This is a genomic window from Pseudomonas sp. SMN11, assembly GCF_052041945.1.
In the GTDB taxonomy this organism is placed as follows: Bacteria; Pseudomonadota; Gammaproteobacteria; order Pseudomonadales; family Pseudomonadaceae; genus Aquipseudomonas.
In genome coordinates, this window is the sequence record NZ_JBKGGW010000007.1 from 160,793 (window position 1) to 181,680 (window position 20,888).

The 20,888-nt window shown below is 63.2% G+C and carries 14 protein-coding genes; 5 read left to right on the top strand and 9 right to left on the bottom strand.

Annotation, left to right across the window (positions count from 1 at the left end; all coding sequences use genetic code 11):
• Positions 1-72: 72 nt before the first annotated feature.
• On the top strand, positions 73-1,110 hold the full coding sequence (locus ACLEJU_RS09755; RefSeq protein WP_435423350.1) for an OmpA family protein: 1,038 nt from the start codon (positions 73-75) through the stop codon (positions 1,108-1,110).
• A gap of 77 nt (positions 1,111-1,187) precedes the next feature.
• Here the strand turns inward: ACLEJU_RS09755 and ACLEJU_RS09760 are convergent, their stop codons facing one another.
• From ACLEJU_RS09760 to ACLEJU_RS09775, 4 genes are all read right to left on the bottom strand, one after another.
• Positions 1,188-2,855, bottom strand: coding sequence for a protein kinase domain-containing protein (locus ACLEJU_RS09760; protein ID WP_435423349.1), 1,668 nt, complete (start codon positions 2,853-2,855; stop codon positions 1,188-1,190).
• A gap of 9 nt (positions 2,856-2,864) precedes the next feature.
• Positions 2,865-4,076, bottom strand: coding sequence for a nitrate/nitrite transporter (locus ACLEJU_RS09765; RefSeq protein WP_435423348.1), 1,212 nt, complete (start codon positions 4,074-4,076; stop codon positions 2,865-2,867).
• Between the two features lie 311 nt (positions 4,077-4,387).
• Positions 4,388-4,963 carry an ANTAR domain-containing response regulator gene (locus ACLEJU_RS09770; RefSeq protein WP_110632488.1) on the bottom strand — a complete coding sequence of 192 codons (576 nt, stop codon included), beginning with the start codon at positions 4,961-4,963 and terminating at the stop codon, positions 4,388-4,390.
• Between the two features lie 11 nt (positions 4,964-4,974).
• A complete protein-coding gene (locus tag ACLEJU_RS09775) occupies positions 4,975-6,177 on the bottom strand; it encodes a CmpA/NrtA family ABC transporter substrate-binding protein (protein ID WP_435423347.1) in 1,203 nt (400 codons plus the stop codon).
• Positions 6,178-6,303: 126 nt separating this feature from the next.
• On the opposite strand from ACLEJU_RS09775, the gene ACLEJU_RS09780 reads away from it, so the two are divergent.
• Complete coding sequence (locus tag ACLEJU_RS09780) at positions 6,304-7,329, top strand: quinone-dependent dihydroorotate dehydrogenase (RefSeq protein ID WP_435423346.1); 1,026 nt, start codon at positions 6,304-6,306, stop codon at positions 7,327-7,329.
• Positions 7,330-7,425: 96 nt separating this feature from the next.
• Here the strand turns inward: ACLEJU_RS09780 and rmf are convergent, their stop codons facing one another.
• Positions 7,426-7,641: a ribosome modulation factor gene (gene rmf / locus ACLEJU_RS09785; RefSeq protein WP_079227119.1), complete on the bottom strand. Its 216-nt coding sequence runs from the start codon at positions 7,639-7,641 to the stop codon at positions 7,426-7,428.
• A gap of 563 nt (positions 7,642-8,204) precedes the next feature.
• Here rmf and rlmKL point away from each other — a divergent pair.
• On the top strand, positions 8,205-10,397 hold the full coding sequence (rlmKL, locus tag ACLEJU_RS09790) for a bifunctional 23S rRNA (guanine(2069)-N(7))-methyltransferase RlmK/23S rRNA (guanine(2445)-N(2))-methyltransferase RlmL (protein ID WP_435423345.1): 2,193 nt from the start codon (positions 8,205-8,207) through the stop codon (positions 10,395-10,397).
• 94 nt (positions 10,398-10,491) lie between these two features.
• The gene (locus ACLEJU_RS09795; protein ID WP_435423344.1) at positions 10,492-12,885 is read left to right on the top strand and encodes a sensor domain-containing diguanylate cyclase; all 2,394 of its coding nucleotides are present in this window, start codon (positions 10,492-10,494) and stop codon (positions 12,883-12,885) included.
• A 125-nt stretch (positions 12,886-13,010) separates the two neighbouring features.
• Here ACLEJU_RS09795 and dacB read toward each other — a convergent pair whose 3' ends face one another.
• Positions 13,011-14,474 (bottom strand): D-alanyl-D-alanine carboxypeptidase/D-alanyl-D-alanine endopeptidase, encoded by a 1,464-nt coding sequence (dacB, locus tag ACLEJU_RS09800; protein WP_435423343.1) that lies wholly within the window; start codon positions 14,472-14,474, stop codon positions 13,011-13,013.
• Between the two features lie 187 nt (positions 14,475-14,661).
• On the opposite strand from dacB, the gene ACLEJU_RS09805 reads away from it, so the two are divergent.
• Complete coding sequence (locus tag ACLEJU_RS09805; protein ID WP_085674884.1) at positions 14,662-15,006, top strand: YggL family protein; 345 nt, start codon at positions 14,662-14,664, stop codon at positions 15,004-15,006.
• Positions 15,007-15,044: 38 nt separating this feature from the next.
• Here ACLEJU_RS09805 and ACLEJU_RS09810 read toward each other — a convergent pair whose 3' ends face one another.
• The 3 genes from ACLEJU_RS09810 to ACLEJU_RS09820 form a co-directional block, all read right to left on the bottom strand.
• Complete coding sequence (locus ACLEJU_RS09810) at positions 15,045-18,644, bottom strand: ATP-binding protein (protein WP_435423342.1); 3,600 nt, start codon at positions 18,642-18,644, stop codon at positions 15,045-15,047.
• An 8-nt stretch (positions 18,645-18,652) separates the two neighbouring features.
• On the bottom strand, positions 18,653-19,273 hold the full coding sequence (locus ACLEJU_RS09815; protein WP_435423341.1) for a response regulator: 621 nt from the start codon (positions 19,271-19,273) through the stop codon (positions 18,653-18,655).
• Positions 19,274-19,556: 283 nt separating this feature from the next.
• The gene (locus ACLEJU_RS09820; protein ID WP_435423340.1) at positions 19,557-20,888 is read right to left on the bottom strand and encodes a deoxyguanosinetriphosphate triphosphohydrolase; all 1,332 of its coding nucleotides are present in this window, start codon (positions 20,886-20,888) and stop codon (positions 19,557-19,559) included.

A 20,888-nucleotide genomic window follows, 5' to 3' on the forward strand; every position in this document is an offset into this window, starting at 1 on the left:
TAGACTTGCCGTCGAGTTGTCCCCCGGATGTTGGTGGGACTGCTTAACTATCACCAGATGGGGATTTAACGGATGAAATTGAAAAACACCTTGGGCTTGGCCATTGGCTCGCTCGTCGCAGCTACTTCGTTCGGCGTTATGGCTCAAGGCCAGGGCGCAGTCGAAATCGAAGGTAACGTTACCAAGCAGTACTACGACAGCGAACGTAACTTCAAGAACGACGGCACCAACCCTGGCGTTCGTCTTGGCTACTTCCTGACTGACGACGTATCCCTGGACCTGGGCTACAACGAGACTCACAACGCTCGTGGCGAAGTCTTCAACAAAGACATCAGAGGTTCCAAGGCCAAGCTGGACGCTACCTACCACTTCGGTACCGTCGGCGACGCTCTGCGTCCGTACGTTTCCGCTGGTTTCGCTCACGAGAGCCTGGGTCAGGCCACTCGTAGCGGCCGCGACCACTCCACCTTCGCCAACGTTGGCGCTGGCGCTAAGTGGTACATCACCGACATGTTCTTCGCCCGCGCTGGCGTTGAAGCCATGTACAACATCGACGACGGCAACACCGAGTGGGGCCCAACCGTTGGTGTGGGTCTGAACTTCGGTGGCAGCGGTGGCAAAGTTGCTGCTGCTCCGGCTCCAGTTGCTGAAGTCTGCTCCGACTCCGACAACGACGGCGTTTGCGACAACGTCGACAAGTGCCCAGACACCCCAGCCAACGTTACCGTTGACGCTGATGGCTGCCCGGCTGTTGCCGAAGTCGTTCGCGTTGAGCTGGACGTCAAGTTCGACTTCGACAAGTCGGTCGTCAAGCCAAACAGCTACGGCGACATCAAGAACCTGGCTGACTTCATGAAGCAGTACCCACAGACCACCACCGTGGTTGAAGGTCACACTGACTCCGTCGGCCCAGACGCTTACAACCAGAAGCTGTCCGAGCGTCGTGCCAACGCTGTTAAGCAGGTCCTGACCCAGCAGTACGGCGTAGAAGCCAGCCGTGTTGACTCGGTTGGCTACGGCGAAACCCGTCCGGTTGCCGACAACGCCACCGAAGAAGGCCGCGCTATCAACCGTCGCGTTGAAGCTCAGGTAGAAGCCCAGTCCAAGTAATTGGTCTGAAGCTTCAATGAAAAACCCGGCCTCGGCCGGGTTTTTCTTTGCCTGCAGTTTGTGGCCTCAGTGCTTGCTCAGCCCTTGAGCAGGGCGAACAGCAGTATCAGATTGAGCAGCAGGGACAGAAGAGCCAGGGTGCGCCAGACCTTCAACGGCTCACGCTCCAGCAATGGGCGGGGGCGGCTGGGCAGTTCCTGGCGGTCACCGCGTTCGAGCAGCAGCAACCATTGCTCGGCGGTTTCGTAGCGTTGCGCCGGGTCCACGGCAACGGCTTGCAGCACATTGTGCTGGAGCCACTCGGGCAGGTCGGGGCGATAACGGCAGGGGTTTACGGCCTGGCCAAAGCGCGGGCGCTGGAAGGCCTCGATTTCCCCGTACGGATAATGCCCGGTCAACAACCGATAGAGCGTGACGCCGGCGGCGTACAAGTCCTGACGCGGGCTCGGTGGCTGGCCCTCGAAGGCTTCCGGAGCGAGGTACGAGGGCGTGCCGGGCAACGCGTGCATCGGCTCCTGGGACAGGCCCGGGCAATACGCCAGGCCAAAGTCCAGCAGGCGCACCTGGCCATCATCTCCCAGGTGCAGGTTTTCCGGCTTGATGTCGCGGTGCAGCAGGTTGCGCCGGTGCAGCACGCCGACGGCCTGCAGCAGCTGGCGAGCGATTTCCAGCCACTGTGCCAGCGCCAACGGACCCTGTTCGTCGAGGTGCGTGGAGAGTGTCTTGCCGCTGTGTTCGCGCATCACGTAGTACAGGTGCTGGCGCTGGCTTGCGGCATGCAGTTCGGGAAAGTGACGGCCAGCGACCCGCCGCAGGAACCATTCTTCCAGCAGCAGGCCCTGGGCGGCGCCGGGTTCCTGTTCGCGCTCGCTGGGCAGGGTTTTCAGCAACCAGGGTTGGCCCTGGGTATCACGTACCCGGTAGAGCAGCGACTGGCGGCTATGCGCCAGGCGCGTCTCGACCTGCCAGCCATCGAGCGCCTGGCCGTCGCGCAGCGGGCCAGGCAATGGCCATTGCTGCAGTTGTACCAGGGTATCGCCGAGGTTGGCCGTGCCCAGCTGCTCGACCCGCACCAGCAAGGCGCTGGCATTGTCCTGGCTGCCGTTGTGATGGGCGCTGGCAACCAGAGTGTCCGCGGCCGACTGCAGGTCGGGCTGCTCGCGCAGCACGGCCCGGATGTGCTGGTCGCCGAGGCTGGCCCAGACGCCGTCGCTGAGCAGCAGGTAGCACTCACCAGCTTGCAGTTCGCCGTCCAGGTAGTCGACCAGCAGGTGCTGGTCCAGACCCAGGGCGCGCTTGAGCACGTGCTGCATGCCGGGCTGGTCCCAGACATGGTCTTCGCTCAGGCATTGCAGGTGACCGGCGTGCCAGCGATAGGCCCGGCAATCGCCCACGTGGGCCAGGGTGAAGCGGCGCCCGCGTAGCACCAGGGCGCTCAGTGTGGTCAGCAGCGGCTGGCTGCCCTGGGCGCGCAACCAGCGGTTCTGGGCCAGCAGCAGGCGGTCCAGGGCCTGGGCCACGCCCCAGGTGGCAGGCGTGGCGTAATAATCCATGGCCAGCGCCTGCAGGCTGGCGCGGGCTGCCAGGCCACCGTCGGCGCACTGGCTGACGCCGTCGGCGAGGGCGAACAGATAGCCCTTGCTGGCGGCCAGCTCCGGCGCCGGCGTGACCAGGCGCAGGGCGTCCTGGTTCTCCGTGCGTGGTCCGGTGGCACTGGCCTGGGCAAAGCTGAGCTGCAGGCTCATCGTCGTGCCTCAGACCCGTGCAGCGGTAACCGCTGCCGAGCCCCAGGTGGTGCGCCAGCGTTGCTTGACCCCGTGCAGGCCGAACCAGGCGAACAAGCCAAGGCTGGCGAACAGCCAGAGGCCCAGCTGATAGTCGCCAGTGTGCTGCTTGATGGCGCCGAGCCCTGCTGCCAGCAGGAAGCCGCCGATGCCACCGGCCATGCCGATCAGCCCGGTCATCACGCCGATCTCCTGGCGGAAGCGTTGTGGCACCAGCTGGAACACCGCGCCATTGCCGGCGCCGAGGCCGAGCATCGCGCTGACGAACAGCGCCAGGGCGGCTGCGGCGCTTGGCAGGTTGAAGCCGACAGCCGCGATGCAGATGGCGGCCACGCTGTACATGCCGAGCAGCGTGCGGATGCCGCCGAAACGGTCGGCCAGGGCGCCACCCAGCGGGCGCATCAGGCTGCCGGCGAACACGCAGGCGGCGGTGTAGTAGCCGGCGGTGACCGGGCTCAGGGCGTACTGGTCGCTGAAGTAGCCGGGCAGGGCGCTGGCCAGGCCGATGAAGCCGCCGAAGGTGACGCTGTAGAAGAACATGAACCACCAGCTGTCACGGTCGCCCAGGGCTTTGAGGTAGTCGGCTGCCGCCTTGGGCTTGGGCCGTTGCGGCGCATTGCGGGCAAGCAGGGCGAACAGCGCCAGGGTCAGCAGCAGCGGGAACACGGCAAAGCCGAACACATTGTTCCAGCCAAACCCGGCGGCCAGCACCGGGGCCAGCAGGGCGGCGAACACGGTGCCGGAGTTGCCCGCGCCCGCGATGCCCATGGCCTTGCCCTGATGCTGCGGCGGGTACCACTGAGAGGCGAGCGGCAACGAGACGGCGAACGAAGCACCGGCAACGCCGAGGAACACGCCAAGCAGCAGGGCTTGCTCATAGCTGTGCACGCCTAGGTACCAGGCGCCGGCCAGGGCGACGATGACGATCACCTGGCCGATCAGGCCAGCGGTCTTCGGCGACAGGCGATCGACCAGCACACCCATGACGAAGCGCAGTACTGCACCGGCAAGGATCGGCGTAGCCACCATCAGGCCGCGCTGCTGGGCGCTCAGTTGCAGGTCGGTGGCGATCTGCACCGCCAGCGGGCCAAGCAGGTACCAGACCATGAAGCTCAGGTCGAAATACAGGAACGCGGCGAACAGCGTGGGCACATGCCCGGACTTCCAGAAGCTGGTACTCATCGAACACCTCACTCGGCAATGCAACGGAAACGAAAAAGACGCCGCTACCCAGTCCACTGGCGTGGAGGGGAGAGCGACGTCTTTGTCGGGAGTTTTATGAGGCAACCGCCGTTGGCTACCGGTGACGTAACTTCAGCAAAAGCTGGGCCAATTCTGTACCTTGCCGGCACGATCCCTGTAGGAGCGGCCTTGTGTCGCGAAAGGGCCGCAAAGCGGCCCCGGCGATTCCAGCGTTTGCCTCAAGGCTTGGGGGCTGCTTTGCAGCCCTTTCGCGACACAAGGCCGCTCCTACAGGAATCGCGTCTGCGGCGTCAGCCGAGCATTTCATGCATGGCGATGATCTGCTCGGCCACCTGAATGAGCTTCTGCTGCCGGCTCATGGCCTGCCGACGCATCAGGGTGTAGGCCTGTTCCTCGTTGCAGTCCTTCATCTTCATCAGCAGCCCCTTGGCCTGCTCGATACGCTTGCGTTCGGCCAGCTGCTGGTCGCGGGCCAACAGCTGGGCCTTGAGCGCCTGGTCGCTCTCGAAGCGCGCCATGGCGACATCGAGAATGGGCTGCAATCGCGCCGCATGGATGCCTTCGACGATATAGGCGCTGACCCCGGCCTGGATCGCCTGGCGCATCACCGCCGGGTCATGCTCGTCGGTGAACAGCACGATGGGTCGCGGCTGGTCGCGACTGACCAGCACCACCTGCTCCATCACGTCACGGTCGGGTGAGTCGGTATCGATCAGCACCACGTCCGGGCGCACCGTTTCGACGCAGGCCGGCAGGTCGATGGTCAGGTCTGGCGCCTCGATCACTTCGAATCCGGCTTCGCGCAGTGCGGCCTTGAGGCGGCCAACCTTCTTCTGGGTGTCGTCGATCAGCAGGATGCGCAGCATGGTGATGGCCCTCACAGACCGACTCGGGCATCGGGCGCATGGCCCAGGGCGTGCAGGCGGAAGCTGCGGGCATAGGCATACGGATCCGTGCCATCCCAGCGGGTGCCGTCGATCAGCAGGCTGCTGCGCATGGCTGACTCGGCGCAGGGCACGCCGAGTGCGTCGGCAGCCTCGCGGTACAGCGCCAGTTGCTGTACCTGGCGAGCAACGCCGAGGTAGTCGGGGTCGTCACGCAGCAGGCCCCAGCGGCGGAACTGGGTCATGAACCACATGCCGTCCGACAGGTAGGGCAGGTTGGCGCGGCCCTGGTCGAAAAGGCGCAGGGCGTGCCGGTCGTGCCAGGCGTTGCCCAGGCCGTCCTGATAGTCACCCAGCAGGCGCGGCTCGACATTTTCGACCGGTGTGTCGAGGTAGGCGCTACCACTGAGCAGTTGCGCGGTGCTGCGCAGGTTCTCCGGGCTCTGTTCGATGAACCTGCTGGCAGCAAGCACCGCCTTGACCAGTGCGCGTGCGCAATTGGGGTTGTGCTCGACGAAGGTGCGGGTGCAGGCCAGTACCTTCTCCGGGTGGTCAGGCCAGATCGACTGGCTGCTGGCCAGGGTGAAGCCTTGGCCCTGGCTGACGGCCGCAGCGGCCCAAGGCTCACCGACGCAGAAACCGTCGATGCGCCCGGCCTGGATATGCGCCGCCATCTGTGCCGGTGGCACCACCACGCTGCTGACGTCGTGCAACGGATGGATGCCTTGGCTGGCGAGCCAGTAATACAGCCACATGGCATGGGTGCCGGTGGGAAAGGTCTGGGCGAAGGTCAGCCGTGCGCCCTGCTGGTGCACCAGTTGCGCCAGTGCCTCAGGGCTGGTCACGCCCTTGCGCTGCAGGTCCGGCGACAGGTTGATGGCCTGGGCGTTCTGGTTCAGCCCCATGAGCACCGCCAGGTTGGTTGCTGGCACGCCACCGATCCCCAGGTGCACGGCGTAGACCAGGCCGTAGAGGCAATGGGCGGCGTCCAGCTCGCCGCTGGCCAGCTTGTCGCGCAGGCCGGCCCAGGAGCCCTGGCGTTTGAGGTTGAGGGTCAGGCCGTATTGCTGGGCGAAGCCCTGGGTGGCGGCGACCACCACCGAGGCGCAATCGGTCAGGGCCATGTAGCCGATGTTGAGGCTGGGTTTTTCCGGTGCGTCGCTGCCGTTTACCCAGGCTAGAGGTGCTGTATTCACGAAGGCCTCGGCCGAATTGAAAAGGCTGTAGGCAAGGGAAGTAGCAACCCATGTGCCAAGCCCCTGTCATGCCGGGCGCGCGCTGGCTATAATCGCTGCCTCACTCACCCCGAGTCTTGCCCGCCCATGTATACCCTGGCCCGCCAGCTGCTGTTCAAGCTTTCCCCGGAAACCTCCCATGACCTGTCCCTGGACCTGATCGGCGCCGGTGGCCGGCTTGGGCTCAACGGCGTGCTGTGCAAGCAGCCGGCCGCGTTGCCGGTGACCGTGATGGGCTTGAACTTCGCCAACCCGGTGGGGCTGGCGGCGGGCCTGGACAAGAACGGCGCGGCCATCGACGGCTTTGCCCAGCTGGGTTTCGGCTTCGTCGAGATCGGCACCGTGACCCCGCGTCCACAGCCGGGCAACCCCAAGCCACGCTTGTTCCGCCTGCCGCAGGCAACGGCGATCATCAACCGCATGGGCTTCAACAACCTGGGTGTCGATCACCTGCTCGAGCGCGTGCGTGCTTCGCGCTACGACGGCGTGTTGGGCATCAACATCGGCAAGAACTTCGATACCCCGGTCGAGCGTGCGGTCGATGATTACCTGATCTGCCTGAACAAGGTCTATCGCGAAGCCAGCTATATCACCGTCAACGTCAGCTCGCCGAACACCCCGGGCCTGCGCAGCCTGCAGTTCGGCGACTCGCTCAAGCAGCTGCTCGATGCCCTGGCCGAACGCCGTGAGCAGCTGGCCGCCGAACAGGGCACGCGCGTGCCGCTGGCGATCAAGATCGCGCCGGACATGAGCGACGAGGAAACCGCACTGGTGGCCTCGGCGCTGATGGAGTCGGGAATGGATGCGGTGATTGCCACCAACACCACCCTGGGTCGCGAAGGTGTCGAAGGGCTGGAGCATGGTGGCGAGGCCGGCGGCCTGTCGGGTGCGCCAGTGCTGCAGAAGAGCACCCACATCGTCAAGGTGCTGGCGGGCGAGCTGGGTGGCAAGCTGCCGATCATCGCCGCCGGTGGCATTACCGAAGGCCGTCATGCGGCAGAGAAGATCGCCGCTGGGGCGAGCCTGGTGCAGATCTACTCGGGCTTCATCTACAAAGGGCCTGCATTGATTCGCGAAGCGGTGGATGCGATCGCGGCAATGCCCAAGGCCTGAAGGCGGGCATAAAAAAGGGCCCCTTCAAGGGGCCCCTGGGCCGAAGCCCGCCGCCCGGATAGGGCGCGCATGGTAACTCGAATTCAGTGTCCTCGTTCAGCCAACGGCGTGATTTTCGTTGAGTCTATGGATGCCAGCGGTGCCAGTCATTCCGTCCCAGTTATCGCCGCGACCTTCGCGCCAGCCGTTGATCCAGGCTTGGCGAACTGAAGGAAGAGTAAAGGGGCAAAGTTCGCGGGATTTGCCGGTGACCCCGTATTGGTAGCCACGTGAATATGCTCTTTCCAACGGATCACGCTTAAGTCTTCTCATAGGGTGTTGCCCTCACTTGTTGACTGTAATGTCCCGTCGGCCTCTCCGAGGCCGGGCAGAGTCTTTCTGCCGGTTTTGCGCTCGCTGCCGGCGTGGCGAGCTGAAAGTGCCGCCTCGTTGCGAAGCGGCCTGAGACCAGTTCTATCGAATGCAGGTCACCATGTGAATGATCGATTTGTCATAAGCACGTAACCTTTCCAAGGGTGAGGGGATAAGTAAATAAATGCGACTCAACCCTGTTTGACGTTGAGCCCGCTGTGATCAGGGTTTGCCGAACCTTGACGTCATTTCGCCAGCGTTGCTGCGGGATGACAGAAATATTTGGTAATGCGACGAAGGGTCACACTGGCCCCAAAGTCGACGGAAATTATTGGTACTGCCTGATGATCTAAGCTGTTTTTGCCACCTGGCGAGCAGCGGATCGATCAGGCGGCCCGGCCCCCCGGTTGCGCTGAAGCAGCGGGGAAGGCCACTCGGACGCTTGCTGGAAGGGCGTTCGGGCAAACATCGGCCAGGCGATGCGTCGCCTCGTCACTTACATAGCCCAAGGCGCTGGAATACTCATGTCGGACCGTTTCGAACTCTATCTCACCTGCCCCAAAGGCCTGGAAGGCCTGCTTGCCGAAGAGGCCCGAGGCCTCGGCCTCGATGATGTGCGTGAGCACACCTCGGCCATTCGCGGCGCCGCCGACATGGAAACCGCCTACCGCCTGTGCCTCTGGTCGCGCCTGGCCAACCGCGTGTTGCTGGTGCTCAAGCGCTTCTCGATGAAGAACGCCGACGACCTCTACGATGGCGTGCACGCCGTCGACTGGGCCGACCACCTGGCTGCCGACGGTACCCTGGCGGTGGAATTCAGCGGCCATGGCTCGGGCATCGACAACACCCATTTCGGTGCGCTCAAGGTCAAGGACGCGATCGTCGACAAGCTGCGCAACCGGGAGGGCCTGCGCCCGTCGGTGGAAAAGGTCGACCCGGATGTGCGCGTGCATCTGCGCCTGGACCGTGGCGAGGCGATCCTCTCGCTCGACCTGTCCGGCCACAGCCTGCACCAGCGCGGTTACCGCCTGCAGCAAGGCGCCGCGCCGCTGAAGGAAAACCTCGCCGCTGCTGTGCTGATCCGCGCCGGCTGGCCGCGCATTGCCGCCGAAGGTGGCGCCCTGGCTGACCCGATGTGCGGTGTCGGTACCTTCCTGGTGGAGGCGGCAATGATCGCCGCCGATATCGCGCCCAACCTCAAGCGTGAACGCTGGGGCTTCAGTGCCTGGCTCGGCCATGTGCCAGCCACCTGGCGCAAGGTCCACGAAGAGGGCCTGGCCCGCGCGCAAGCCGGCCTGGCCAAGCCGCCACTGTGGATTCGCGGTTATGAAGCCGACCCGCGGCTGATCCAGCCGGGGCGCAACAACGTCGAGCGTGCAGGCTTGGGCGACTGGGTGAAGATCTACCAAGGCGAGGTCAGCACCTTCGAGCCACGCCCGGACCAGAACCAGAAAGGCCTGGTCATCAGCAACCCGCCATATGGCGAGCGCCTGGGTGACGAGGCCAGCCTGTTGTACCTCTACCAGAACTTTGGCGAGCGCCTGCGCCAGGCCTGCATGGGCTGGGAGGCGGCGGTGTTCACCGGCGCACCGGAGCTGGGCAAGCGCATGGGTATCCGCAGCCACAAGCAATATGCCTTCTGGAACGGCGCATTGCCGTGCAAGCTGCTGCTGTTCAAGGTTCAGCCTGATCAGTTCGTTACCGGCGAGCGCCGCGAGGCCCAGGCCGACAATGGCGAGCACCGCCGCCCAGCGGCGGTTGCCAGCGAGCCGGCGCGCCTGTCGGAAGGCGCGCAGATGTTCGCCAACCGCCTGCAGAAGAACCTCAAGCAGCTCGGCAAGTGGGCCCGTCGTGAGCAGATCGACTGCTACCGTCTTTACGATGCCGACATGCCTGAGTATGCCCTGGCAGTCGACATCTACCAGAATTGGGTGCACGTGCAGGAATACGCGGCCCCCCGCTCGATCGACCCGGACAAGGCCCAGGCACGTCTGCTCGATGCCCTGGCGGCGATCCCCCAGGCACTGAATATCGACCCGCAGCGTGTGGTGCTCAAGCGTCGCGAGCGCCAGAGCGGCACTCGCCAGTACGAGCGCCAGGCTACCGAGGGTCGCTTCCAGGAAGTGAACGAGGGTGGCGTCAAGCTGCTGGTCAACCTGACCGACTACCTCGACACCGGGCTGTTCCTCGACCACCGCCCAATGCGCATGCGCATCCAGCGCGAGGCCAACGGCAAGCGCTTCCTCAACCTGTTCTGCTACACCGCCACGGCCACTGTGCACGCGGCCAAGGGCGGTGCACGCAGCACCACCAGCGTCGACCTGTCGAAAACCTACCTGGACTGGGCGCGGCGCAACCTGTCGCTGAACGGTTTCTCCGAGCGTAACCGCCTGGAGCAGGGCGATGTCATGGCCTGGCTGGAAGCCAACCGCGAGAGCTACGACCTGATCTTCATCGACCCGCCGACCTTCTCCAACTCCAAACGCATGGAAGGGGTGTTCGACGTCCAGCGCGACCATGTGCAACTGCTCGACCTGGCCATGGCTCGCCTGGCACCGGGCGGCGTGCTGTATTTCTCCAACAACTTCCGCAAGTTCCAGCTCGACGAGCATGTGAGCACGCGCTATGCGGTGGAAGAAATCAGCGCCCAGACCCTGGACCCGGACTTCGCCCGCAACAACCGCATTCACCGCGCCTGGCGCCTGCAGTTGCGTTAATTCGACGAGGCGCATTGCGTGCCTAATGGCCAATAGCTATAACTCAGCACAGGGCCAGAGAATTCGCAGGACGCTGACGTGATGAGATCGATCTATGTCGAAGTGGGGCGTGCGTGCGAAGGTGCTGGGCCTGTGCAGCGAGGCGATGGCTGGCTGGGCGGTGGCGCTGGTGGCGTTGGTCGCCGGCGTCCTGCTGTCGGTTGGCCTGGCGCTGGCCGCGCAGGCCTTCTACAAACAGCAGTTGCGCCAGCGCTTCGAGCTGCTGGCCAGCGAGCGCCATAGCCGTATCGCCGAGCGTTTTGACGACCAGGAGCAACGCCTGGATGGCTTGCGGCGTTTCTTCACCTACTCCAACGAAATCACCCCGAGCGAGTTCGATGGCTACGCCCGGCCCTTGCTGCAGCGGACCCAGGCCTATTCCTGGGCACCACGGGTCGAGGCCGGGCAACGGCGCGAGTTCGAGCGCCAGGCCAGTATCTGGTTGGGGCAGGATTACCTGATTCGCGAGGTGGATGGGGCAGGCAACTGGCACCCCTCGCCACGGCGCGACCATTATTACCCGGTCCTTTACACCCAGGCCGACCATCTGCAGGGGCAGCCCTACGGGCTCGACCTGCGCAGCCAGCCGGCCCGCGAGCAGACCTTGGCGCGGGCACTGCAGCCTGGCAGCATGGCGGTTTCCGAGCCGCTGGACATGCTCAACGTCGCGCCCGACTTTACTCGAGGGCTGCTGATGGTGGCCCCGGTATTCTCGGATGCGCGGCCTGATGACCCGCCAGCGGGTTATGTCATGGCCTTGCTGAACATGCGCCAGCTGGTCACCGAAGGCCTGCCGGTCGCTGCGAATGACAACCTGGTGGTCCGTATCATCGACCCGAGCGGGCGTGACGGCCATGAAGTGTTGTTCGATTCGCAGAACCCGGTGGCGGCACTGGCCTTGGTCAGCACGCAGTTGCTGCACCTGGCCGACCACCATTTCCAGCTCGACATTCGCCCGAGCCAGGCATTCATGCAGGCCAACCAGTCTTCCGCGGTCCTGGCCGTGGGGCTGCTTGGCGGTTTGTTGAGCCTGTTGCTGAGCGCGTTGCTCTACAGCCTGTTCAGCCAGCGCCAGCGGGCCTTTACCCTGGTCGAGCAGCGCACGGCGGAGCTGCGGGTCAGCGAGCAATCATTGCGCGATACCCACAACCAGTTGCGCAGCGTTCTGGATGCCGCAACCCAGGTGGCCATCATTGCGACCAGCCTCAAGGGCGAGGTCAGCACCTTCAACGCCGGTGCTGAACGCATGCTGGGCTATTCGGCCAGTGAAGCCGTCGGGCACCTGCAACTGGAAGACCTGGTGATGCCTGAAGAACTCAGCCAGCGCGCCCATGCCTTGAGCCTGCGCTATGGGCGGCATATCGGCGGTGGTCAGGCGATGTTCGCCGAGACCATCCAGGACAGTGGTGGCGAACCCGGCGAGTGGACGTTGGTGCGCAAGGATGGCAGCCACTTGCTGGCCAACATGCTGGTCACCGCCGTGCTCGACGAGCAGGGGCTATGGGTCGGCTACCTGGCGATCTGCATCGATGTCACCGAGCGGCGCCGTGTGCACGAGGCGCTGGCCCTGCGTGATCGCTTGCTGGAGAAGCTCAGCGCGGAAGTGCCCGGCGGGATCTATCAGTACCAGCTGGATGCCGATGGTCACTCGTGCTTCCCCTATGCCAGCCAAGGGCTGTTCGACATCTACGAGGTCGACCTGCAGCTGCTGCGCGAGGATGCCAAGGCAGTATTCGAACGCATTCACCCCGATGACCTTGAGCGCGTGCGCCGTTCGGTGCGCTACTCCGCAGAACACCTTTCACCGTGGCGCGAAGAGTACCGGGTGTGCCTGCCGCGTGCAGGGCTACGTTGGGTGCGCGGCGAAGCGACCCCGGAGCCTGGCGAAAATGGTTGCACGCTGTGGCATGGCTACCTCACCGATATCTCCGACCTCAAGGGGGTCGAGGAGGAGTTGCGTGCACTGTCGGTGACCGACGCGCTGACCGGTATTCATAACCGCCGCTATTTCCAGGAACGGCTCAAGGTCGAACTGGAGCGCGCCCAGCGTGATGAGCTGGACCTGGCCGTGATCATGCTAGACATCGATCATTTCAAACGGATCAACGATCAGTACGGCCATGCCGTGGGTGACCATGTGCTACGCAGCTTGTGCCAACGGATAGGTCAGCGCTTGCGTCGCACCGATGTGTTCTGTCGCTTGGGGGGGGAGGAGTTCATGGTGCTGTGCCCGGGTAGCAATGTCGAACAGGCGCGGATGCTGGCGACGGAGCTGTGGCACGGCGTGCGCAGTGTGCCGGTCGAAGGGGTGGGCAAGGTGACTGCGAGCTTTGGTGTGGCCGGGTGGCGACAGGGGGAGGGGGCGGATGCCTTGCTGTTGCGGGCGGATGCCGGGGTGTATGCGGCCAAGCAGGCAGGCCGGGACCGGGTAGAGTCAGAACTGGCCTGATGCCTGCCCCGGCCTCTTCGCAGGACAAGCCCGCTCCTACAGGATTTGCGCCATTTTTAAGATTTGCGCAGTACCTGTAGGAGCGGGTTTGCCCCGCGAAGAGGCCGGAACAGGTTATCGAAGCATCATTGAGCGGCTGCCGTTGTGCTGTTGTTCAGCTTCGGCTGGCGATACAGGTCCAGCAGCACCTGGTCGAGCACTTGCGAGGCACCCCACGGCTTCGGATCGTTGAGGATCGCCGCCACCGCCCAGGTATTGCCGTTGCTGTCGCGGCTGAAGCCGGCAATCGCCCGCACGGTGTTCAGGGTGCCGGTCTTGATGTGTCCTTCACCGGTCATGGCAGTGCGCTTGAGGCGTTTGCGCATGGTGCCGTCCATGCCCACCAGTGGCATCGAGCTGATGAACTCGGCCGAGTAAGGGCTGTTCCAGGCCGCCTGCAGCAGCGCTGCCATCTCGCGGGTGCTGACGCGCTCGGCACGTGACAGCCCGGAGCCGTTCTCCATCACCAGGTGTGGCGCGGTGATGCCCTTCTTCGCCAGCCATTGGCGCACCACGCGCTGGGCGGCACGGGCGTCGTCGCCGTCGGCGTCGGTGCGGAACTGCGCACCCAGGCTCAGGAACAGCTGCTGGGCCATGGTGTTGTTGCTGTATTTGTTGATGTCGCGGATCACTTCCACCAAGTCGGGCGAGAACGCCCGGGCCAGCAAGCGTGCGCTCTTCGGCACGTTCTCGACGCGGTCTCGGCCCTGGATGCTGCCACCCAGCTCGTTCCAGATTGCCCTCACGGCGCCGGCAGCGTAGGTCGGGTGGTCAAGCAGGGACAGGTAGGTCTGCGAGTTGCAGCCATCGCCCAACTGGCCGGTGACGGTCACGCTGATGCCATCGGGTTGCGGCACCGGGTTGTAGCGCACGTCGCCGGTGCATTGCTTGGAGGCCACGGCCTTGACCTGGTTGTCGATGCGGATGCTGGCGATCGGTGGCTCGACCGCGACGGTGACCTTGCCACCGTCGTTGCGGGTCACGAAACGCAGGGCCTTGAGGTTGATCATCAGCGAGTCCGGCTTGACCAGGAACGGCTTGTTGACGTCGCCACCGTCATCGTCGAACTGCGGCAGGTTGGGTTGCACGAAGTGGCTGCGGTCCAGCACCAGGTCACCGGTAACGGTGCGTACGCCATTGGCGCGCAGGTCGCGCATCAATAGCCAGAGCTTTTCCATGTTCAGCTTGGGGTCGCCACCGCCCTTGAGGTACAGGTTGCCATTGAGCACACCGTTGCTCAGGGTGCCATCGGTGTAGAACTCGGTTTTCCACTGGAAGGTCGGGCCGAGCAGTTCAAGGGCGGCGTAGGTGGTCACCAGCTTCATGGTCGAGGCCGGGTTGACCGATACGTCGGCGTTGAACACGGTGGCCGAGCCTGGGCCGTTCAACGGCAGCATGACCAGCGACAGTGCACTGTCCTGCAGCTTGTTGGCCTTGAGTGCCTGCTGGACTTTCGGCGGCAGGGAGGTGTTGACGGCAGCTGCCTGGCTGGGCAATGCAAGCGGCAGCAGCAGGCCGGCGAGAACGAAGGGGCGGAGCTTTTTGATCATATGGATTAAATACCCTGCGGACGAGGGAAAAAGACAATGGGGCTGTAAGAGATGATCACCCCAGGATGAAATATAGAGCGCATTATGCCCCAAGCGCAGCGTTCATGGGCCACGTTCGACGGAAAAGCGCCTTTGTAGCGCGGAAACTGGTAAAGTGCCGCGCGTAATTACTCAAGAGGATTGTTTCATGGCTACCAACCGTTCCCGTCGTCTGCGCAAGAAGCTGTGCGTTGATGAATTCCAGGAGCTGGGTTTCGAACTGAACCTGGGTTTCAAGGAAGACCTGTCTGACGAAGCCATCGATGCCTTCCTCGACGCTTTCCTGGCAGAAGCCATGGATGCCAACGGCCTGGACTACGTCGGCGGCGATGACTTCGGTCTGGTTTGCCTGGCCAACCGTGGTTCGGTCAGCGAAGAGCAGCGCGCCACTGTCGAAGCCTGGCTCAAAGGCCGCAGCGAACTGACCAACATCGAAGTCAGCCCGCTGCTGGACGCCTGGTATCCGGAAAAGCCGATCAACCCGGCTTCCTGATCTGTGCTTGAGCGGCGCCCCGCGCGGGTGCCGCTCAGTCAAGCCCTGGTCAGTTCCCTGGCCAGCGCTTTCTCCACTCGGCGCATATGCCGAGCCAGTACCTGCCGCTGCAGTTTGATGCAGGCTGCAGGCGAACGATCATCATCCAGGGCCGCGCAGGCCTTCATCATGCCCTTGGCTTCCAGCAGCCGTGCCGCGCTGAGGATCTTGTGCGCCTGCTCGCGAATCTCGGTGGCCTGATGGTGCGGATCAAGGTCCATGAGCATTGCCAGGTCTTCCCTCAGGCTTTTGTGCACGGCGGTGAGAAAGCGGGTACGGCTGCTGGTGTTGTTGCCGACGATGCCGGCCAGGCCCGCCAGGTTGAACAGTGGCGCAATGGCTTGCCGTCGATGGGGCGCAATCTTGGCCAGGCGTTGGCTGAGGGTACGCAGACTGATGGGCTTGAGCAGGCAATCGTCCATGCCGGCGCTGAGGCACTTTTGCCTGACTTCGGGTTGCGCGTTCGCCGTGTAGCCCAGTATGACGCAGCGCGGGCGCCCGCTTCGGCGTTCCTCGCTGCGAACGGCGGTGGCCAGCTGGTAGCCGTTCATGTGGGGCATGTTGCAATCGAGTACCAGTACGTCGAATGCCGAGTGTCGCCATTTGTCCAGGCCTTCGCGGCCATTGCTGGCGCTGGCATGGCTGAGCCCCAGATAGCCCAGTTGCTGCGCCATCAACAGCAGGTTGGCAGGGTGATCATCGATGACCAGCACTTTAAGTCCAGGGGCGGGCGCTTCGATCTCTTCGACTTCAGATACGGGGGACGTCGGGGCGTCGACGCGCTCTAGCGGCATCATCAGACGAACCTGTGTGCCCAATCCCGGAAGGCTCTTGATGCTCAGGTTGCCACCCATCATTTCGCACAGGCTGCGGCAGATCGCCAGGCCCAGCCCAGTGCCTGCACGCGCACCTTGACTGTTCGGGTTGGCCTGGACGAACGGGTTGAACAGCCGCAGCAGGTCATCGTCATGAATGCCGATGCCGCTGTCACGTACCTCGAGTTCCAGCGTTGGGGGTGAGCCTGGGCCTTCTTCGCGCAAGCCGAGCGTGACGTGGACTTGCCCTTGCTCGGTGAACTTGATGGCATTGCTGACAAGGTTGGACAAGACCTGCTTGAAGCGCAGTGGGTCGAGCAAGCCATTGCAGCGGGCGTTGGGGCTGATGCTGATGTCCAGGGCCAGGCCTTTCTGCCGGGCCTGGCCATCGAACACGCGGCCAACCGACTCGACCAGTACAGCGGGATCGACCGCTTCCGGGCTGAGGGACAGGTGGCCTGACTCGATACGCACGATATCCAGGATATCGCCGATCAGGCCCAGCAGGTCCTTGGCAGAGTGATGGGCGACTTCCAGTGAGGTGGGGTCCGCCTGCCCCAGGAGGGCGCGCCTCAATGCCAGTTCGAGCATGCCGATGACCGCGTTCATCGGCGTGCGGATCTCGTGGCTGATGGTGGCAAGGAAGGTGCTCTTGGCGCGGTTGGCGTCGTCGGCCAGGCGCTTGGCTTCGCGCAGCTCCTGAACCAGTTTGCGGCGTTCGCTGATGTCGATCCAGCCGCCGATGATCCCTTGCACTTCGCCCAGCGAATCACGGTAGGGCAGGATCCAGTGGTAGATGGTGATTTCCCGATCCCTGAAACGCAAAGGACGGTCGATGATCAGCGGCATGCCGGCAGCCATCACCTGTTGGTAGTCGGCCTGGATCTGGCGTGTGTGCTCGGCGTCCGCGAACAGGCTCTCATCCAGGCGCCTGCCAATCACGTCTTCAAGGCCGGACTGGACGGCGTCGAGGTAGCTGGCGTTGCAGCTTTGCAGATGGCCTTCCCGGTCGCGTACGTACATGGGGTGCGGAGTGCCATTGAGCAGCGCCCCCATGAATTCCAGCTGATCGTTCAGCGCGCGTTCGGCGCGTTGGCGCTGTTTGATCTGCCCCCGCAGGCGGGCGTTCCAGATCAGTGCCAGCAGCAGCAACACGCCAGTGCCCAGAAGCACTTTCAGGATCAGGCGTCGCAAGGTTGACCAGCTGGCATCTTCGTGCAGGTCGTAGCCACGCCAACGGTTGTTTATGACCCCCAGCTCTTCCGGTGAAATACTCAGCAGGGCCTTGTCGAGGATCGAGGCAAGCGGCATGTCCTGATCGCTGGTGGCCATGGAAAAGATGGCCGGCTCGCTACCCACCGTGCTGCGAATGATCAGGTTGGTATTACCGGCCAGGGCGTGGTTGGCATCGATCAAGGGGGTGATCATCGCGTCGACGGCGCCACTGTTGAGCAATGCTACGGAATAGAAGGGGCTCTCGGTCTCGATCCAGCCAACCTCTGGGACGCGGGCAGCCAGCAAGTCGTCCAGGTTGCTGTAGCGGGAAATGGCAACCCGGTGCCCGTTCAGTTTTTCCAGTGAGCTGTACTGCTCATCTTCGGCGCGGGTGACCAGCACATGTGGGCTTTCCAGGTAGGGCCGGCTCAGGTGCAGGTGCTTGTCAGTGATACCGTCACTGGCAAGGGCTGCGATCATGTTCACGCGCCTGTTCTCCAGCCGGGCGAGCATGTCGGCGATGCCGTTGGCCCGCTGCACCTCAAAACGCAGGCCGGTACGCAGGCGTATCAGGTCAAGCAGGTCGGCGGTTATCCCGCGAAAATGGCCATTGCCATCGAAGTAGGACAAGGGTGCCGCCATTTCGTCGATGGCGACCTGCATGACCGGATGGCTGAGCAGCCACTGCTCCTCCTCGGGGGTCAACTGTAGCTGGCGATCACTTAGCAGCAGCTCGCTGCCAGCACTCCAGCGCTTGAGAATACTGGTACGCACGGCGCCGGACTGGCGGTCGAGGGTTGCATTGACCAATTCCTTTAGCTGCTCATCCTCGGCGCGCATGGCAAAACTGAAACCGGAGCTCTCGTGCTGGCCGAAGCTGGCCATGCGCAGGCGTGGCAGGTGCCCGCGATTGAGCTGATAGTGAGTCGAAATGGTATCGCCGATGAACACGTCGGCCTGGCCAAAAGCCACGGCATTGAGGGCTTGGGTGGAGGAGCCGAAAAGCAGGACTTCGGCCTTGGGATAGCCGGCCTGGACTACCTCTTGGGGCAAATAGTGGTAGAGCATGCCCAGGCGCATGCCATTCAGGCCGCCACTGAGGGCACGCTGTTCATCCTCCCGAGTAACCAGCACGGGTTGGTCAACCGCATAAGGGTGTGAAAGCGTGAGTCCTTCAGTTGCCGCTTCGTAACCATTGGCGCTGCCGAGCAGGTCGATGTCTCCCCGTTTGAGCGCCTGCAACGCCGCTTGCCTGTGGGGGTAGCGCATGACCTGGATCGGCAGGTTCAGCGCTCTGCTGATCAGGCTGGCATATTCGGCGGTGAGTCCCTGGTAGATCTGCCCGCCACTGGTGATGTCGAAGGGTGGATAGTCGGGCGCCGAGGTGCCCAGGATCAGAGCATGCCGACCCTGTAGCCATTGCTGCTGCTGTTCGGTCAGCTGCGGTTTCATCGGCATTGTCGAAGAACGGGCCAGCAGGGTATAGGGCTCGACTTCATGGGATGAAGCCTGCGCCAGGTTGCAGGCCAGCGTCAGGACAAGCCCAAGGCAGGCAATCGATTGAACCATTGACGACCTCAGACCAGCGCGTTGCGTTTGGCCATTTCGATCAGATCGACCAACGAGTCGGCCTGCAGCTTCTGCATGAGTCGCTTCTTGTAGGTGCTAACGGTCTTGTTGCTGAGGAACATCCCTTTGGCGATCTCCTGGTTGCTGCGGCCTTGGGCGAAAAGTTGCAAGACCATAAGTTCTCGGTCGTTAACGAGTCGGAAAAGTCGCAAGTCAGAGTCTGCTGTTTCGTGATTGCTGTGAATGGCCTGGCTGGGGAAGTAATTGTATCCGGCGAGTACGGCCTTGATAGCACTGAGCAGTTCGCTCAGGTCTTCCTGCTTGCAAACATAACCTGCCGCGCCCGAGTGCATGCAGCGCACGGCGAACAGCGCCGGAGACTGTGCAGTGAGAATCAGGACTTTCAGCGGCATGGCCATGGCCTGGAAGCGTGAAAGGACCTCAAGGCCGTCGAGCTTGGGGATGCTGATGTCCAGAATGACCAGCTCAGGTTGGGTTTCACGAATCATCTGCATGGCTTCCACGCCGTTGTCCGATTCGCCCACAACCTTGTAGTTCTGGTTTTCGAGCAGCATGCGGACAGCAAGGCGGATGACAGGATGGTCATCGACAATAAATACAGTATTCATGTTCAGATTTCCTGCGGCGGATGACGGAGGCAGGAGGCACCTTACCCCAGTTGCAAGTCGGCAGGGGGATGCAGTAGAAAGATTGGCTATATATGGGAAACGGCTTACAGCTAAGTTCAATTTCGGCTACGAAGTGTAAGGATATGCTTCACTGTTGAAGGTGTTTTGCTAAATTTTTATTGGCCTGTTTAGTTGGTGTTTAATGAGCTGGGGTTGTTTGTAGGAAGTTTCTTAACGTCAAAGGCGTCGCTCGGTACTGCATCGGGCGACGCTGCCCGTGACTTCAGGTCGGGCTTGAGCGCCCGGTCATTTCCCGAGCCATCTCGCTGGCATAGCTGTCGGTCATGCCAGCGATGAAATCGATCATGCGCAGGAAGGCCTTGTGCAGCGAGTCTTGCGGGGTGGGTGCGTTGTTACCGATCAGATCGAGCACGCGGCGGCTCTTGAACGAAGGGGTGCGCCCGCCATGTTGTTCCAGGGCGGCACCACAGAAAGTGTTGAGGAGGATTTCCAGCGTGGTATAGGCGCCAATCTCATGCAGCGTCTTGCGTTTGTCCTGGAAAATCTTGTTGCGTGCCATGTCCTTGGCCTGCAATACGCAGCGCTTGGCCGGGCCGTGCATGTGCTCGACCAGGTCACCGCTCAGGTGCCCGCCCAGCAGTGCCTGCTGCTGCTCGACGAAGGCGCGGGCAGCGGCATTGGTCAGGTGCTCGATCGCTTTGCCACGCAGTATGGCCAGTTTGCGTCGCCGGGAGTCGTCAGGGCCAAGCTGGCGATAGGTTTCCGGCAAATCGTCACCGACCAGGTCGAGCAACAGCGCCTCGACCTCGGCGTAGTCCAGCAGTGCCATCTCCACACCGTCTTCCAGGTCGATCAGGGCGTAGCAGATGTCATCTGCCGCCTCCATCAGGTAGACCAGCGGATGGCGCGCCCAGCGCTGTTCTTCGAGCAGCGGCAGGCCTAGCTTGCGGGCGATCTGTTCGAGCAGTGGCAGCTCGCTCTGGTAACAGCCGAACTTGTGCTTCTTGTACCCGAGAGCATCGGCATGCCGCGCGGTCCAGGGGTATTTGAGGTAGGTGCCCAGGGTCGCGTAGGTCAACCGGGTGCCACCATCGAACTGGTGGTACTCGAGCTGGGTGAGTACGCGAAAGCCTTGGGCGTTGCCTTCGAAGTTGAGGAAGTCGGCGCGCTCGTCGTCGCTCATGTCGTCCAGCCAGCCACGCCCGGCGGCCTGCTGGAACCAGTGGCGAATGGCGTCTTCGCCGGAGTGGCCGAAGGGTGGGTTGCCAATGTCGTGAGCCAGGCAGGCCGACTGCACAATCATGCCCAGGTCGCTGGGCTCACACCACTCGGGCAGGCTGTCGCGCAGCGTTTCCCCGACGCGCATGCCCAGCGAGCGGCCCACGCAGCTGACCTCCAGGGAATGAGTCAGGCGCGTATGGATATGGTCGTTGCTGGAAACGGGATGGACCTGGGTCTTGCGCCCGAGGCGGCGAAACGCCCCTGAGAAGATGATCCGGTCATGGTCTTTGTGGAAGGGGCTGCGGCCCAGTTCTTCAGCGCTGTAGAGGGCTTTGCCGAGGCGTTCGCGGGTGAGCAGGGTGTGCCAGTCCAA

Excerpts from the sequence above, each read along its gene's own strand:
- rlmKL (WP_435423345.1), top strand. The coding sequence starts at position 8,205 with ATGTCGGACCGTTTCGAACTCTATCTCACCTGCCCCAAAGGCCTGGAA.
- ACLEJU_RS09810 (WP_435423342.1), bottom strand. The coding sequence starts at position 18,644 with ATGGTTCAATCGATTGCCTGCCTTGGGCTTGTCCTGACGCTGGCCTGC.
- ACLEJU_RS09760 (WP_435423349.1), bottom strand. The coding sequence starts at position 2,855 with ATGAGCCTGCAGCTCAGCTTTGCCCAGGCCAGTGCCACCGGACCACGC.
- ACLEJU_RS09815 (WP_435423341.1), bottom strand. The coding sequence starts at position 19,273 with ATGAATACTGTATTTATTGTCGATGACCATCCTGTCATCCGCCTTGCT.
- ACLEJU_RS09755 (WP_435423350.1), top strand. The coding sequence starts at position 73 with ATGAAATTGAAAAACACCTTGGGCTTGGCCATTGGCTCGCTCGTCGCA.
- dacB (WP_435423343.1), bottom strand. The coding sequence starts at position 14,474 with ATGATCAAAAAGCTCCGCCCCTTCGTTCTCGCCGGCCTGCTGCTGCCG.
- rmf (WP_079227119.1), bottom strand. The coding sequence starts at position 7,641 with ATGAGAAGACTTAAGCGTGATCCGTTGGAAAGAGCATATTCACGTGGC.
- ACLEJU_RS09795 (WP_435423344.1), top strand. The coding sequence starts at position 10,492 with ATGTCGAAGTGGGGCGTGCGTGCGAAGGTGCTGGGCCTGTGCAGCGAG.
- ACLEJU_RS09805 (WP_085674884.1), top strand. The coding sequence starts at position 14,662 with ATGGCTACCAACCGTTCCCGTCGTCTGCGCAAGAAGCTGTGCGTTGAT.
- ACLEJU_RS09770 (WP_110632488.1), bottom strand. The coding sequence starts at position 4,963 with ATGCTGCGCATCCTGCTGATCGACGACACCCAGAAGAAGGTTGGCCGC.
- ACLEJU_RS09765 (WP_435423348.1), bottom strand. The coding sequence starts at position 4,076 with ATGAGTACCAGCTTCTGGAAGTCCGGGCATGTGCCCACGCTGTTCGCC.
- ACLEJU_RS09780 (WP_435423346.1), top strand. The coding sequence starts at position 6,304 with ATGTATACCCTGGCCCGCCAGCTGCTGTTCAAGCTTTCCCCGGAAACC.